Origin of the sequence: Nonomuraea sp. SBT364, assembly GCF_001083785.1 — a bacterium.
GTDB lineage: Bacteria > Actinomycetota > Actinomycetes > Streptosporangiales > Streptosporangiaceae > Nonomuraea.
Genome location: NZ_LAVL01000197.1, coordinates 1 through 14341 on the forward strand (window position 1 = coordinate 1; position 14341 = coordinate 14341).

Here is a 14341-nt window from a genome sequence, read left to right on the forward strand (position 1 = left end):
GGAGCCCAAGGGCGGGGTGGTGAGCCGGATCGGGGATGTGCCGATCAAGGTGATCTACCTGCTCGGGGCCGTGGTGGCGACCGTGGCGGCGGTGCTGCTGGTGTTCGTGGTGTTCCCGGGACGACGATCTTGCGGAAGGGAGCGGTGGGAGCATCGTTGGTGTGGTCCTGGTCGCCGACGTCCGCCATGGGACGAGGCTACGTCACCCCGCAAGCCGAAATTTCCGCTATTCCGTTTGCAGAACTAAATTCTGTAATGTCGCCAGACATGAGGGGCTTCTATGAGATCGCGGCCAATGACCCCGGGCGGCCCGCCCAGCTCGGCGACCGGACCACCACGTACGGAGACCTGCTCACCCGGGTGAACCAGGCCTCGCACGGCCTCGTCGAGAAGGGCGTGGGCCACGGCGACGCGGTGGTGACCGTGCTCAAGAACGGGCTCGACGCGCTGACCATGATGCTCGCCACCTACCAGACCGGCGCCTACCTGGTCCCGGTCAACTGGCACTACACCGACGACGAGATCGCCTACATCGTGGCCGACTCCCGGGCCAAGGTGGTCGTCGCCCCGGGCAGGCTGACGGTCGGCGACCTGACGGAGGGCCGGCCGGACGAGGCCCCCGCCCACCGCCGCGCCGGCTCGATGATGCTCTACACCTCCGGCACCACCGGCAGGCCCAAGGGCGTGCGCCGGCGGCTGCTGGACCTGACCCCGGAGGACCTCTACCCGATCCTCATGCGCAAGAGCTGGAAGCACTTCGGCCTGCCGCAGGACGGCGTGCACCTGGTCTGCTCCCAGCTCTACCACTCGGCCCCGTACGGCCAGGCGATGATGGCGCTGCAGTTCGGGCACGCGATCGTGGCGCCGGAGCGGTTCGAGGCGGCCGAGGCGCTGCGGCTGATCGAGCGCCACCGGGTGACGAACGCGTTCATGGTGCCGACCATGTTCCACCGGCTGCTGGCCGTACCGGATCGGGAGTCGTACGACCTGTCGTCGCTCACCCACCTCTACCATGGCGCGGCCCCCTGCCCGCCCGCGACCAAGCAGGCGATGATCGACTGGCTGGGCCCGGTGCTGTGGGAGTACTACGGCTCGACCGAGGCGGCGGTGGCCACGATGGTGTCGTCGCGGGAGTGGCTGGCCAAGCCGGGTACGGTCGGCCGGGCGCTGGACGGGATGGCGTTCACGATCGTCGGCGACGACGGCGAGGAGGTGCCGCGGGGGCAGCCGGGCCTGGTGTACATCGGCGGCATCAACCGGTTCGAGTATCACGGCGACCCCGGCAAGACGGCGCAGGCGATGCGCGGCCGCGACTACACGCCGGGCGACATCGGCTATCTGGACGAGGACGGCTACCTGTTCCTGCTGGACCGCAGGACCGATCTGATCATCTCGGGCGGTGTGAACATCTATCCGGCGGAGATCGAGGCGGCGCTGCTGGAGCACCCGGCGGTGGCGGACGTGGCGGTGATCGGGGTGCCGGACCCGGAGTGGGGGCACAAGGTGGTGGCGCTGGTGCAGCCCGCGCCGGGGGTCACCGGCGACGGCGGCCTGACGGCGGAGCTGCTGCGCCACTGCGGGCCCCGGCTGGCCAGGCTCAAGCACCCGCGCGCGATCGAGTACCGGGAGTCGCTGCCGCGTACCCCGACGGGCAAGCTGAGCAGGCGAAATGTCAGGGAGGCGTATCTTTCCGGCTGAGCCGGGCAGAAGTGCTCCATGCAGAGGACCTTGGCAGCACTGACCGCGTTGACGCTGGTCGCGGGCTGTGGCCAGGTGCCCCCGCCGGCCGCCGAGTCGCCGGGCACGCCGGCTCCGCCGACGGCCACAGCTACGACCTCGCCCGCGGATTCCGCGCCGGCCTCGCCCTCCGGCCAGGCGATGGCCCTGGAGACCGCGTACGAGCGCGTCATCGCGGAAGTGCTGCCGTCGATCGTGCAGATCAACACCAGCACCGGCCTGGGCTCCGGCGTCGTCTACGACGCCGAGGGCCACATCGTCACCAACGCGCACGTGGTGGGCGACGCCAAGCAGATGGACGTGACACTCGCCACCGGCGGCGCGACCCGCCGGGCCAGGCTGGTCGAGGCGTTCCCGGCCGGCGACCTCGCGGTGATCAAGGTGGACGATCCGCAGGGGCTCCAGCCGGCCAGGTTCGGCGACTCGGCCAAGCTCCGGGTGGGCCAGCTCGTGCTGGCCATGGGCAACCCGCTGGGCCTGTCGGGCAGCGTGACGAACGGCATCGTCTCGGCGCTGGGCCGTACCGTGAGCGAGCCGGAGAACCCCGGCTCGCCCGGCGCGACGATCGCGGGAGCCGTCCAGACGTCGGCGGCGATCAACCCGGGCAACAGCGGCGGCGCGCTCGTGGACCTGTCAGGGCAGGTGATCGGCATCCCGACGCTGGCCGCGACCGATCCCAGCCTGGGCGGCGGCGCGGCGCCGGGCATCGGCTTCGCCATCCCGAGCAACACCGCCGTGGACATCGCCGCCCAGATCATCAAGCACGGCAAGGTGATCAACAGCCACCGGGCGGCGCTCGGCATCCGGGGCAGCACGATCATCGGCGAGGACGGCCGGCCGGCGGGCGTCGGCGTCGTGTCGGTGGTTAAGGGCAGCGGCGCCGAGAAGGCGGGCATCCGCGAGGGGGACGTGATCGTCGGGGTCAACGAGACGGAGACCCCCACCATGGCGGCGCTCACCGAGGCGCTCACCACCTACCGACCGGGAGACAAGGTCCAGATCAAGATCCGCCGGGGCGGCGGGGCCCCGCAGACCATCGCGGTGTCGCTCGGCGAACTGGCGGCCGACTGACCGGCTACGCCACCCGGCGCGCCCGGCGCCCGGCGCCCAGGTGGCGCGCCAGGAGACCGGTGGCCACCAGGGACGCCATCCCCGCCAGCGCCATGGTCGCCGGCACCGGCACGCCTTCGGCGACCGCTCCGGTCAGCGAGGCGGCGAGCGCCTGCCCCGTCTGCATGCCGCTGCCGGCCAGCCCCAGCCCCTGCCCGCGCATCTGTTCCGGCAGCGCCGCCAGATAGCGCTCCTGCGTGCCGAGGTGCCCGGCGAACCCGAACGACGCCACCGCCACCAGCCCCGCCGCCACCCACACCTCCGGCCGCAGCGCGAACAGCAGGTACGGCACGGCCAGCAGCACGTACAGCGGCACCCCCAGCCGCAGCCTCGTCCCCGGGGTGGTCCAGCGCCCCACCACCGCGTCGCCCACCAGCATCCCGCCCGCCGCCGCCACGAACAGCACGCCGGCCGACTCCCCCGCGTACGGCACGTACAGCGCCTCGGCGCCGACGATCAGCCCGTTCGGCACCCACTGCGCGAGCAGCAGCCCGCGCAGGTTCCGGTCGCCGAGCAGCGACCGCGTCCCGGCGACGGGCCGCCGTGACGTCGCCCGCGCGGGCCTGGCCCGCAGCCCGAGCCGGTAGAGCGCCGCGACCGCCAGCGCCGCCGCCGCGCCGGCCCACATCGCCGTGTCCGGGCCGATCAGCGTGAGCAGCAGCGCCCCGCCGCCGAACCCGGCGATCTGCATGGCGCCGACCGCGATGCTCATGACCGAGCGGCCCAGCACGTAGCCGTTGCCCGGAAGCAGATCGGCGACCAGCGCGTTGGACGCCGCCGAGCGCACTGCGTCGAACAGCCCGACCGCCATGAGCAGCGTCAGCATCCCCCACACCGGCAGCGCCCCCAGCGCCCCCAGCGCGACCACCGCCAGCGCGCCCGCCCGCACCAGTTCCCACCCGGCCAGCAGCGGCCGGGGCGGCAGCCGGTCGGCCAGCCACCCCAGCGTGAGCGCCCCCACCGCCTGCGGCAGGAACCCCGCCAGGTACGCCACCGCCGCCAGGAACGGCGACCCGGTGTGCGCGTACACGAGCGTGGATACGGCGAGCATGGTCACCGTGCCCCCCGCCACGTCGATCGTGGACCCCGCGAACAGCGTCCTGAACTCGCGTACGGCGAACACGTCCCGATACGTCTGCATAACAGCGGACTTTCGCCGGTAGGGCGGGAACCGGCTACTGTTTCGTCAGGAGGCGAAACCACGATGGCCTACCTCGACTGCACCCCCGAAGACCTGGCCAGGGTCCGGTTCGGGCTGTCCCCGATGTCCCAGGTCGTCGGCGTGCTCGGGGTGTTCGCCGGGCATCCGGCGCCGCCGGGCATCTCGCTGTGGACGTCCCGCGTCCGCGACCGCTACGAGCGGCTGCTGGCGGCCGACCCGGTGCTGCGCGCCCTGGCGAAGCTGCACGGGGTGACCGACTACATCCCCGACTTCTACTGCGTGCCGCCCGCCGGGCTCGGCACCGTCTTCGAGGACGAGGCGCTGGCCGTCCGCCGCACGCCGGCCGATCGGGCGGCCGCCGACCTGCGGCTCAGTCACCGGGGCCGGCCGCTGGACCCCGCGCTGGACGTCCCGGACGTGGCCGGGCGCGTCGCCGACGCGCTGGAGTCCCTCTGGCGCGGCCTGCTCGCCCCGCGATGGCCGCGGCTGCGCGCGCTCCTGGAACGCGACATCGTGCAGCGGGCGGGCAGGCTCGCGGTGTACGGCTGGGCGGACGTGTTCGACCGGCTCGACATCGAGATGGTGACGCGGGACGGGCGCATCCTGCTCGGCAAGCCCGGCAGGCCCGGCGCGGTCATGCACCGGCCCAGCGGCGTCGGCCTGGTGCTGATCCCGAACGCGTTCGGAGCCTCCTACGTCTACCTGGACCCGCCGCGCGCGTACGGGCTCACGTACCCGGCGCTCGGCACGGCGGCGCTGTGGGAGAGCCCGGAGCCGGCCGCCGACGGCCTGGCCGCGCTGCTCGGCCGGGGCCGCGCCGCGGTGCTCACCGCGCTCGATGGCCCGGCCAGCACCAGCCAGCTCGTCGCCCAGCTCTCGATGACGCTCGGCGGCGTCGGCGACCACCTGGCGGTGCTGCGCCGGGCCGGCCTCGTCGGGCGCACCCGCAGCGGCCGCTCGGTCCTCTACAGCCGCACCCCGCTCGGCGAGGCGCTCATCCAGTCTCCTTGACGTCGTAGACGATCTCGACACGGCGGTTCTTGGCGCGGTTCGCCGGGATCGGCTCGCCGTCCACGACGTTGGGCAGCTTGGGGCGGGTCTCGCCGTACCCCTGCGCCTGGAGGGTGACGCCCGCGCCGGTGAGCAGCCCGCGCATGGCCTGCTGGACGGCCTGGGCGCGGCGGGTGGAGAGGGTCTGGTTGTAGGCGTCGGCGCCCTGGTCGTCCGTGTGGCCCTGGATCTTGACGACGCCGCCGGCGCCCTCGGTGTTGACCTGGTCCGCGACCTCCTTCAGCCGCTCCCTGGCCTTGGCCGTCAGCGCCCACTTGTCCAGCGCGAACAGCACGTCGCTGGTGAGCGCGACCGTGACCTGGGTGCCCTGCTGGGTCTCGCTCTCGGTGCCGTCGAGCGACTCGACGGCGCCGATGATGTCCTCCACGGGCATCACCAGGTCCTCCACGACGCCGACGGCCGAATCGGGCGGCGGCGTGGGCGACAGCGCCAGGACGAGCGCCAGGCTAAGAGATCGGAACATCGGTCAGCACGCCGATCATCGGCATCTCGATGTTGACCTTCGTCACATCCGCGGGCGGCGCGGCGAAGACGGCGTACAGGGAGCTCTTGTCACCCTTGTCCAGGAAGTCGCCCTGCGTATCCGAGCACACGCACTGCGCGCCGGGACCGCTGTTGTTCCGGGCGACGCGGTAGCGCTTGGCGTTGATCGGATCGATCAGCGACACGGCCGACACGGAGTAGTCCAGCGCGCCGCCGCCCATGCCGTTGTGCATGTTGACCTTGCCTTCGACGGCGGTGATGGTCCAGTTGAGCGTGAGAATCTTGCCCTGCCGCTTCAGCCCGGTGACCTCCACCCGGGCCCGGCCCGTGTCGCTCGCGCCTGACACGTCGGTCTCGTGGGTGGCGATGACCTGCCCGCTCTGCGGCGGCGCGCTCTGCTGCTCGGCGGGCTGCTCGGCGGGCTGCTCGGGGGTGCGCTCCTCGGCGGGCGCGCCGGCCTGCTGCCCGGTGGTGGCGGCCTGCTTCTCCTCGCCGCCGCCGCTGCCCGGCTGTGCCGGGAGCATCCCGCAGCCGGCCAGCGCGACGGCCGCCACCGCGAGCGCGATCGTCTTGCGCATGTCCATGGTCACCTTTCGGGGGTTCGACTCTTGGCTCGAAGCTAGCGGGACGACCTTCAGGATTCGCATAGCCCGCTATAGGCGCCGGCGCGCCTCCCGCGCCAGTTGCTCGGCCTCGGCGCGGCCCTGCCGGTCGCCAAGGAGGTCAAACTCTCCCATAGCACGCGTCAGGACATCAACCGCTCGGTCGTGGTCCCCCACTTCCAGGTACGCCCGCGCCAGGACGAGCAGGGCCGCGGCGGCGTTGCGGCGATCACCGTACGCGGTGTAGGTCTCCGCCGCCTGCCTGGCCGGTTCGGCGGCCGACTCCGGCTCGCCCCGGGCCCTGGCGATCATGGCCAGCACGAGCAGCGCGGGGGCCTCCGGCAGGCGGTCGCCCAGCCGCCGGTTGACCGCGATCCGCCGCTCCGCGTGCTCGCGTGCCTCGGCGTGGCGGCCCGCCCTCAGGTGCAGCCTGGCCAGGTCCAGCAGCGCCTCGGCGGCCCCGCGCGGGTCGCCCAGCTCCTGGTAGCCGGCCAGGCTCCGCTCCAGCACGGCCTGGTCGCCCAGGAGCGCGCCGAGGCCGCGCAGCGTGTCGGCCCGGCCCCGCTGGTCGCCCGCCTGCTCGAAGACCGTCAGCGCCCGGCGCAACACCCGTTCGGCCTCGGCCGGGCGCGGCTCGACCAGGCCCAGCCGGAGCGTCACGCGGGCCAGCTCCAGCCCCTCCACGAGCGGCTGCGCGGCCCTCAGCGCGGCCGCGGCGGCGTCGGGGCGGCCCTCCGCCCGGTGCAGATCGGCCAGACCGCGCAGCAGCAGCGCCTCGCCCTGCCGATGTCCCGCCGCCCGTGCCGCGTCCAGCCCGGTCGCGGTGGTGGCGTGCCAGTCGTCGTGGTGTCCGCCCAGCTCGAACAGCGGCGTCAGGTAGAAGGCCAGCCGCCAGGCCGCCTCGTGCAGGCCCGCCCGACAAAAGTCGCCCACGGCCGCCGCCAGGAACCGCCGCTCCGCCGCCAGCCACCGCGCCTCGTGCCGCAACCACGCCGTCGCCGGCCCCCGCCCGCCCGGCTCGCGCTCCCCCTGCCCGTGTGGCTCCCCCCGCCCTGCCTGCTCTCCCTGGTGGTCGGAGACCTGGGTCCGGCCGGAGCCCGGCTCGGCGGGGAGCAGCGCGGACCTGGCGCGCCTGGCGCGGTCGAGCACCTCCGCCGCGCGGGCGCGCAGCACCGGGCCGGGACCGCCCTCCTCTGCCAGCCGCTCCACGGCGTAGAGCCGGGTCAGGTCGTGCCACCCGTAACGCTCCTGCCCGGCCTCGTCCAGCCCGCGCGACTGCAGCAGCCCGGCCCCGGCCAGCGGTTCCAGGTCAGCCCCCGGCACCCACGCCGCGAAGTCCGGCGCCGTCCACGCGCCCAGCTCACGCAGCAGCCGCCGTTCGGCCTCGGCCAGCCCGCGATACCCGACCGCCAGGCTTCCGCGCACGGCCAGGTCACCGGCGCTGAGCTCGTCCAGCCTGCGCCGCTCGTCCCCCAGCCGCCCGGCCAGATGCGCCACCGTCCAGCCGGACTTCCTGGCCAGCCGGGACCCGGCGATCCGCAGCGCCAGCGGGAGCCCTCCGCACAGCCGGACGATCTCCCGCGCCGCCTCCGGCTCGGCCGCCACCCGCTCCCGGCCCGCCACCCCGGCGAGCATCTCCAGCGCCTCCCCGGGTTCCAGCACCCCCAGCTCGTACGCCCTGGCCGCCTCCAGCCCGGCGAGCGGCGACCGGCTCGTCACCAGCGTCACGCTGCCCGCCCCGGTGGGGAGCAGGGGCCGTACCTGCGTCTCGTCGGCGGCGTCGTCCAGCACCAGCAGCAACCGCCGGCCGGAGGTCAGCCGCCGGTAGAGCCGCACCCGCTCGTCCAGCGTCGGCGGCACGCTGCCGTCCGGGCACCCGAGCGACCGCAGCAGGTCCTCCAGCACCGCGCTCGGCGACCGGTCGCCCAGCACGGCGTAGAGCCGCCCGTCGGGCAGCTCCGTCCGGGACGCGGCCCGCACCGCCACCGCCGACTTCCCGCAGCCGGGCGGCCCGTGCACCACCAGAAGCACAGGCGCCCCACCGCCGGCCGGGCCCGCCGGGGCCGGGGCCGCTGAGCGGAGGATCCAGGCGAGCACCTCCGCCCTCCCCGTGAAATCCGAAATATCCGGCGGCGTCTCATTCAGCGGGATCTTTCGCTCGCCCCCCGCAACGACGGGCACGTCCCCCCGGAGCACCCGCTCGTGCGCCTCCCGCAGCTCCGCCCCGGGCTCCAGCCCCAGGTCGTCCACCAGGATCCGGCGCGCCTCCTGATAGGCGGTCAGCGCCTCCGAACGGCGGCCCGCCTGATGCAGCGCGGCCAGCAGGTGCGCCCACGCCCGCTCCCGCAGCGGATGCGCGTTGACCAGCGCCCGCAGCTCGCCGACCACCTCCGCGCCCCGCCCGAGGCGCAGGTCCAGCTCGACCCGCTCCTCCAGGGCGGTCAGGCGCAACTCCTCCAGCGGCACGGCGTGCGCCCGCCGCAGCTCGGCGCTGTCGACGTCGGCCAGCGCCGGGCCCCGCCACAGCGCCAGCGCCTCCCGGAACGCCTCGGCCGCCTCCGCGACCGAGCCCGCGTCCCGCGCCTTCCTGGCCCGCCCGACCAGCCGCTCGAACCGGTGGCAGTCCACCTCGTCCGGATCGGCCGCGATCAGGTACCCGCCGGGCACCGTGGTGATGCCGTCGACGATCTTGCGCAGCGCGCTGACGTACACCCGGAGCACCGGATCGGCCGACGCCGGCGGCCGATCCCCCCACAGCACGCTCACCAGCCGCTCGACCGGCACCGCCCGGCCCGCCGAGACCAGCAGCGCCGCGAGCAGCGCGCGGTGCTTGGCCGGGCCCGGCTCCTGGCCGCCCTCGACCCGCAGCGGGCCCAGCACCCGGAACCGCACGCCCCTCACCCCTGCGCGGGCCGCAGCGCGAACGACTCGAACCGCACCCGCACCGTCGCCCCCGCGTCGGGCGCCGCGTGCACCCCGGCCGCGCCGGCGTCGTAGGGACCGTCGGCGTCGGCGGCCTCGGCGACGAGGGTCTCGTTCAGCCACATGCGCAGCTTCACCTCGTCCCCGTCGCCGGCGCACTCCGCCACGACCCGGTTCGCCTCGCCCGTCTTCACCCGCTCGGGACCGTACAGGACGACGCCCTCCCGGCCGGCGCGGCGCTTGACGATGGCGACCTTGCCCGACCCGCTCACGGCGAACTCGTAACGGTCGCCGCCGGTGCCGCGGCACCACACGCCGTACTCGCCGCGTCCCTCAGCCAACGCCGCCTTCGCGCTCACCACCACGCCGCCGGCCGGCTCCGCCCGCGTCGCCGACTTCCACAGCCGCCACCCGTCCTTGACGGTCAACTCGTAAGAGGCGCCGTCCTGCCGGGCGTTCCCGCCGTCGGACGCGCCGACCTCCCACGAGCCGAAGTCCGCCTCGTACGGCCAGCTCTCGGCCCCCGGCCCCCTCAGCAGGAGGGCGGCGGCGACGGCCAGCACGGCGACCGCGGCGATCCCCCCGCCGGCCCACAACCAGCGGCGCCGCGCCCGCGGGCCGGAAGCCACCGCCCCGCCGGGCCCCGGACCGAGGACACCGGGCGCCGGTGCCGCCGGGGCGCCGGGCGGCATCGCCGCCGGAGGCGGGCCCGGGGTCGTCCAGGTGCGCTCGACGACCTGGGTGGCCGAGGCGGCGCTGACCTGGGCGCCGCCGAGGAGGTCGGCGAGGAGCCGCTGGACGGTGGGCCGTTCGCGCGGGTCCTTGGCCAGCGCCCGCGACACCAGGTCGCGGATGCCCTCGTCCAGCCCGTCGAGCCGGGGCTCCTCGCTGACGATCCGGTACAACACCTCGCCGGGCGCGCCGCTGCCGAACGGCGCCCGCCCGGTCCCGGCGAACGCGATCACCCCACCCCACGCGTACACGTCGGTGGCGGGCGTGAGCGGCTCACCGCGCGCCTGCTCGGGGGCCATGTACGAGGGCGTCCCGAGGATGGCCTGACTGGCCTGGCTGTCGGAGCCGACGAGCTGCGCGATGCCGAAATCGATCACCTTGGGCCCGAGCGGCGACAGCAGCACGTTGGACGGCTTGAGATCGCGGTGGATCACCCCGGCGCCGTGGATGGCGCTGAGCGCGGTCGCGATCCCCACCGCCAGGGCGTCGAGGTTGCCGCCGGACAGCGGCCCCTGATCCTGGACGGCCCGCGTCAGGTCAGGGCCTTTGACGTATTCGGTGACGAGATAGGCGACTTCTCCGTCGATCCCCGCGTCGAGCACCGGCGCGGTGCAGAACCGGGCCACCCGCCGGGCGGCCGCGACCTCCCGCTCGAACCGGCGGCGGAACGCCGGATCGCCGGCCAGCGCGGGATGGATCAGCTTCACCGCCGCCAGGCCGCCGGTGGGCGTGCTGGCCAGGTGCACCTCGCCCATGCCGCCCCGGCCGAGCACGCGCCGCAGCACGTACCCGCCGATGACCCGTTCGCCGCTCACCGCAGACAGAGTAGTCAGGTCCGGAAAAGTCCGCCGACTCCGGACGCCTATCGCAACAGCCGCGCGAACCCCGCCCGCTCGATCCGCGTACGGAGCTCGGCGGAGCTGGTGCGGAGCGTGGCGGCCGTGGCCACGAGGCTCCACCCGTGCGCGGCCAGTTCGCTCAGCAGGTAGCCGCGCCGGACCTGCGCCTGCGAGAGCCGGAACGTCTTCAGGTACGCCGTCCGCCCCTCCTCGTCGGTGATCAGCTCGCCGATGTGGTTCTCGGCGCGCCGGTCGAAGGCGGGCAGGAAGCGCTTCAGCGTGAACCGCCCGAGCCGGTAGACGTCCTGCACGTTCGGCGCCGTCAGGCCCGCTGCCATGACGGAGTCGTGGAAGCCGGCCCACTCCTCCTCCTGCCGCACGGCCTGCCGCCGCAGATCGGCGAGCGAGGCCACCAGGCCGTCGTCGATCGCCGCGCGGAAGTCCCGTACCGGGTAGTGCAGGGCGTACTCGTGGATCAGCTCCCCGAACAGGTCCCGGATCAGCGTCGGGTGCAGCGCCCGGTAGTCCTCCGGGTGCGGCACCACGAAAGCGCCGGCCAGTGCGTCGCCCACGTAGAGGAGCAGCCCGCACTGTCCCGGATGGAACTCGAAGATCCGCAGCGCGTCGTCCAGGCCGCGCACCTGCGCGCCGCTGTAGGCCTCCTCTACGCGCGGGGAGAGCCCGCCCGCGAGCGCCGCCCGCGTCCAATCCTCCCAGGCGATCTCCGGCAGGCCGAAGTGCAGCGCCAGGAAGCCCTCCATGGCCAGATGCAGGGGCAGGATCCGCAGCCGGTTCTTGGCCTCCCGCCGGACCATCCGGCGGTGCGTCCTGATGGGCACGCGGCGCAGCGGCTCCCCGAGCTGCGTCCCGTACGCCGCGGCGGGCGTCCCGTCGCGGGTCCACGACGCCACGAAGGCGTGCGGCACGTACGCGGTGTAGACGGTACGGTCCGGCAGCAAGGCCATGGACAGCTCGTCGCCGAACACCCTGGCGTGCAGCCGCAGGTCCACGATCGGCTCAGGCCGCACCAGCGGCACCAGCCGCACGGTTCCCCAGGTCTGGGCGGGCCCGGTCACCAGCCCGGTCAGGTCGACCATGCCCGCTCCTTCAGGTACGCGTGCAGCTCGGACAGCCCGGTGCGCCCCTCGGCGAAGCGGGCCAGCTCGACCAGCGCGGGCAGGTCCTCGGCGTCGCGGATGCCGGCCGTCGGCACCAGGGGCGACAGCCGCCGCACGTCGAACCGTTCCGCGTCGTACACCGGGTTGAGGTGCGCGATCCGTACCTCTCCGGCGGGGTCCAGCTTGCGCCGCCAGACCCGCAGCACCTCGGCGGCCAGCCCGGGCGGCGCGTTGTCCCAGCCGTCGGAGACGATCACCAGCCGGTCGGGCCGCGTCTCCAGCGCGTCGAGGACGCGCGTCCCGAGCGGCGTCGCCCCGGCCGGCCGGGCCGTCACGGCCTCCGCCCGGCCCGACAGCCACAGCCCGGTGTAGCGACCGGCCAGCGCCTCCAGCAGGTAGTGGCAGGCCAGCGCGACCGCCAGCGGCCGCCGCTTCTTCACCGGCGAGCCGTAGGAGGAGAAGCTGTCGTCCAGCACCGCCGTGACGTTCCCCCACGTCCCGGCGCGCGCCCCTGCCACCCGCGCCGCGCCGGCGCGCAGCGCGGCGACATGCCGCCGCCGTTCCTCGACGGGCAGCGACAGCACGTACGAGGCCGCGCGCACCAGCGGCAGCGCGGCCAGGTCGGCGCCGGTCTCGACGCCGCTCCCGCGCGCCGCCCCGGTCAGCCGCAGCCGCTCCAGCCTGGTCAGCCGGGGCGCGATCCGCTCCAGGAAAACCGCCCGGCTGATCCCGTGCCGGGCGGCGAACCCCTCCGCGACCGTGTACGGCAGGTCGTACAGCGCCTTCTTGTCGTAGTGCGCCCGCCGCCACGCCTCCAGCACCGGCGTGTCGAACCTGGTGCGCCGGCGCGGCGCGAACAGGAAGTCGCCCAGCTCGCCCGCCGGCTTCAGATGCGCGTGCCGCACCGCCGCCTTCACCGCGGAGCGGTACTTGACCGCGTCGAAGGCGAGGTCGGGGCGGGCGAGCAGCCAGTCGCGCATGATCGCCCTGGTGCGCCGGTTGTTGACCCCGTCCCGCTGCAACTGCCGGAACAGCCGGTAGACGCGGGGCGGGCTCATCCTGGCGAGCCGCCGGGCGATCAGCCGCCCGTCGACGGCGCCGCGCTCCCTGAGCAGCGTCGCGATGATCAGGGCGGCGTTGTGGTCGTTGATGTCGAGCGCGAGCGTGGCCGCGTACAGGCCGGGATAGTTGCCGTGCACGTAGCGGTGCAGGAAGTCGAGGGAGAGCCGCTGCTCGCCCGCCCCGCCGTGGAACTCGCGCTGGCCCGTGGAGGTGATCGCCGCGTTGGCGAAGAGCAGCACGTCCTCGCACTCGATCAGCTCGGCGTAGGTGTCCATCGGCCCCCCAGGTGACGGTGGGCTGACCGGGGAATGAGGGAACGAGCTGCGAGGCATCGCTGTCAAGGCGGTTTCCGGAAGTCGCGCCGAAGTCCCGCGGTCAGCCCGATCCGGAACTTACCGGATCATCCACACCTAAGCGACGAAATTACCCGCCCGTCACGCGGCCTCCGCCCGCTCGCCGTCGTGCTCCCGCAGGAACCGCTGCAGGCCGGCCAGGTCGTCGGTGTTGATGTGATCCACATCGGCCGCGACCAGCTCGCTCCAGAGCGCGTCCCGCGCGGCGCCGGCCACGTCCGGGGTCGCCCAGAAGCGGACCCGCTGCCCGTCACGGTGCGCCGTCGCCACGATGTCGCGCAGCTTGGCCCGCTCCGCCTCCGGCATCGGACCCTCGCCGCGCCAGGTGAAGTGGTTGGTCCAGTTGTCGCTGATCAGCGGGACGAGGGACGCGCCGCCCTGGCCCAGGTCCGACAGGCGGCCGTCGTAGAAGGCCGAGCGCCGCTCCTGACCGGCCATCAGGTCACGCGGCCGGTCCCCGCTGACCACGACCGTCACCGCCCCGGCCTTGACCTTGCCCTTGTGGTAGGTGGTGAGCATCTTGCGGTAGGAGCGCAGCACCTGGTCGAGCTGGGTGTAGGTGGCGGCGCCGTTGTTCTTGATGTCCACCAGGAGCTGGACCTGCCGGCGGCTGCGCGGGTAGACCCAGCCGTGGTTGTCCCGTACGCGCCGCGCCAGCGGATCGAGGTAGAGCGCCTGGAGGGTGCGGCCGGGACGCAGGTCCTCCGGGTCGTGCCCGACGAGCAGCTCCCCGTCCACCAGGTAGATGTCGGCCTCGACACTGGTGAACCCGTGGTCGAGGGCGTCCAGCAGGGGCCGGTCGTGCTCGTAGTCGTTGTGCGCGTGCGCCCGGGGCAGCGGCTCCACCCCGGCCGCAGAAGCGGGCACGGCCGTCAGGACCATGGCCCCCGCGGCGACCAGAGCCCCCAGAGCTCGACGGAACATCACATCTCCTCACACATCCGGAACCAGAGATGCGACACACCGTAGATCACCAAAGTGTGACAGGGGTGACGTTTCGCCCAATACGCGGATAAGACGAGTCTGCGATGATCTCGCCATGCCTCGCTGGAAACTCCCCGCGCTCGTGGCCGGCCTCGCCCTCACGGCCGGCCTCGGCGCGGGGAGTTTCCAGCGAGGCATGGCGAGATCATCGCAGACTCGTCTTATC

The 14341-nt window shown here is 74.0% G+C and carries 12 protein-coding genes; 4 read left to right on the plus strand and 8 right to left on the minus strand.

Annotated features, from left to right (window positions below; all coding sequences use genetic code 11):
- The 3 genes from ADY59_RS52995 to ADY59_RS41950 form a co-directional block, all read left to right on the plus strand.
- A partial coding sequence (locus tag ADY59_RS52995; protein WP_231619153.1) for a hypothetical protein occupies positions 1 to 247 on the plus strand: 247 nt, incomplete at its 5' end.
- 20 nt (positions 248 to 267) lie between these two features.
- Positions 268 to 1698 carry an AMP-binding protein gene (locus tag ADY59_RS41945; protein ID WP_049575200.1) on the plus strand — a complete coding sequence of 477 codons (1431 nt, stop codon included), beginning with the start codon at positions 268 to 270 and terminating at the stop codon, positions 1696 to 1698.
- An 18-nt stretch (positions 1699 to 1716) separates the two neighbouring features.
- The gene (locus ADY59_RS41950) at positions 1717 to 2808 is read left to right on the plus strand and encodes a S1C family serine protease (RefSeq protein ID WP_053175672.1); all 1092 of its coding nucleotides are present in this window, start codon (positions 1717 to 1719) and stop codon (positions 2806 to 2808) included.
- Positions 2809 to 2812: 4 nt separating this feature from the next.
- On the opposite strand, the gene ADY59_RS41955 is transcribed toward ADY59_RS41950, so the two are convergent.
- Positions 2813 to 3988, minus strand: coding sequence for an MFS transporter (locus tag ADY59_RS41955; RefSeq protein WP_063780953.1), 1176 nt, complete (start codon positions 3986 to 3988; stop codon positions 2813 to 2815).
- A 63-nt stretch (positions 3989 to 4051) separates the two neighbouring features.
- Here ADY59_RS41955 and ADY59_RS41960 point away from each other — a divergent pair, with 63 nt between their 5' ends.
- Positions 4052 to 5020 carry an ArsR/SmtB family transcription factor gene (locus ADY59_RS41960; protein WP_049575205.1) on the plus strand — a complete coding sequence of 323 codons (969 nt, stop codon included), beginning with the start codon at positions 4052 to 4054 and terminating at the stop codon, positions 5018 to 5020.
- On the opposite strand, the gene ADY59_RS41965 is transcribed toward ADY59_RS41960, so the two are convergent.
- The 7 genes from ADY59_RS41965 to ADY59_RS41995 all read right to left on the minus strand — a co-directional run bounded on the left by ADY59_RS41965 (position 5004) and on the right by ADY59_RS41995 (position 14115).
- Positions 5004 to 5543, minus strand: coding sequence for an OmpA family protein (locus ADY59_RS41965; RefSeq protein ID WP_049575206.1), 540 nt, complete (start codon positions 5541 to 5543; stop codon positions 5004 to 5006). The two genes, ADY59_RS41960 and ADY59_RS41965, sit on opposite strands and share 17 nt — an antisense overlap.
- Positions 5527 to 6141 carry a hypothetical protein gene (locus ADY59_RS41970; protein ID WP_063780954.1) on the minus strand — a complete coding sequence of 205 codons (615 nt, stop codon included), beginning with the start codon at positions 6139 to 6141 and terminating at the stop codon, positions 5527 to 5529. Before ADY59_RS41970 ends, ADY59_RS41965 begins: the two co-directional genes overlap by 17 nt.
- A 75-nt stretch (positions 6142 to 6216) precedes the next feature.
- Entirely contained in the window at positions 6217 to 9057 is a 2841-nt protein-coding gene (locus tag ADY59_RS41975) for an AfsR/SARP family transcriptional regulator (RefSeq protein WP_049575211.1), read from the minus strand.
- Between the two features lie 5 nt (positions 9058 to 9062).
- Complete coding sequence (locus ADY59_RS51995; protein WP_053175675.1) at positions 9063 to 10634, minus strand: serine/threonine-protein kinase; 1572 nt, start codon at positions 10632 to 10634, stop codon at positions 9063 to 9065.
- Between the two features lie 47 nt (positions 10635 to 10681).
- Positions 10682 to 11755: an ARPP-2 domain-containing protein gene (locus ADY59_RS41985; RefSeq protein WP_049575214.1), complete on the minus strand. Its 1074-nt coding sequence runs from the start codon at positions 11753 to 11755 to the stop codon at positions 10682 to 10684.
- Entirely contained in the window at positions 11743 to 13113 is a 1371-nt protein-coding gene (locus ADY59_RS41990; protein WP_049575217.1) for a hypothetical protein, read from the minus strand. Before ADY59_RS41990 ends, ADY59_RS41985 begins: the two co-directional genes overlap by 13 nt.
- Before the next feature lie 159 nt (positions 13114 to 13272).
- Positions 13273 to 14115 carry a phosphatidylinositol-specific phospholipase C/glycerophosphodiester phosphodiesterase family protein gene (locus ADY59_RS41995; RefSeq protein WP_049575219.1) on the minus strand — a complete coding sequence of 281 codons (843 nt, stop codon included), beginning with the start codon at positions 14113 to 14115 and terminating at the stop codon, positions 13273 to 13275.
- Positions 14116 to 14341: the final 226 nt, after the last annotated feature.

What these genes read in the sequence shown, in the direction of transcription:
- ADY59_RS41985 (WP_049575214.1), bottom strand. Translation starts at nt 11,755, where the DNA reads ATGGTCGACCTGACCGGGCTGGTGACCGGGCCCGCCCAGACCTGGGGA.
- ADY59_RS41990 (WP_049575217.1), bottom strand. Translation starts at nt 13,113, where the DNA reads ATGGACACCTACGCCGAGCTGATCGAGTGCGAGGACGTGCTGCTCTTC.
- ADY59_RS41960 (WP_049575205.1), top strand. Translation starts at nt 4,052, where the DNA reads ATGGCCTACCTCGACTGCACCCCCGAAGACCTGGCCAGGGTCCGGTTC.
- ADY59_RS41955 (WP_063780953.1), bottom strand. Translation starts at nt 3,988, where the DNA reads ATGCAGACGTATCGGGACGTGTTCGCCGTACGCGAGTTCAGGACGCTG.
- ADY59_RS41945 (WP_049575200.1), top strand. Translation starts at nt 268, where the DNA reads ATGAGGGGCTTCTATGAGATCGCGGCCAATGACCCCGGGCGGCCCGCC.
- ADY59_RS41970 (WP_063780954.1), bottom strand. Translation starts at nt 6,141, where the DNA reads ATGCGCAAGACGATCGCGCTCGCGGTGGCGGCCGTCGCGCTGGCCGGC.
- ADY59_RS41950 (WP_053175672.1), top strand. Translation starts at nt 1,717, where the DNA reads ATGCAGAGGACCTTGGCAGCACTGACCGCGTTGACGCTGGTCGCGGGC.
- ADY59_RS41965 (WP_049575206.1), bottom strand. Translation starts at nt 5,543, where the DNA reads ATGTTCCGATCTCTTAGCCTGGCGCTCGTCCTGGCGCTGTCGCCCACG.
- ADY59_RS41995 (WP_049575219.1), bottom strand. Translation starts at nt 14,115, where the DNA reads ATGTTCCGTCGAGCTCTGGGGGCTCTGGTCGCCGCGGGGGCCATGGTC.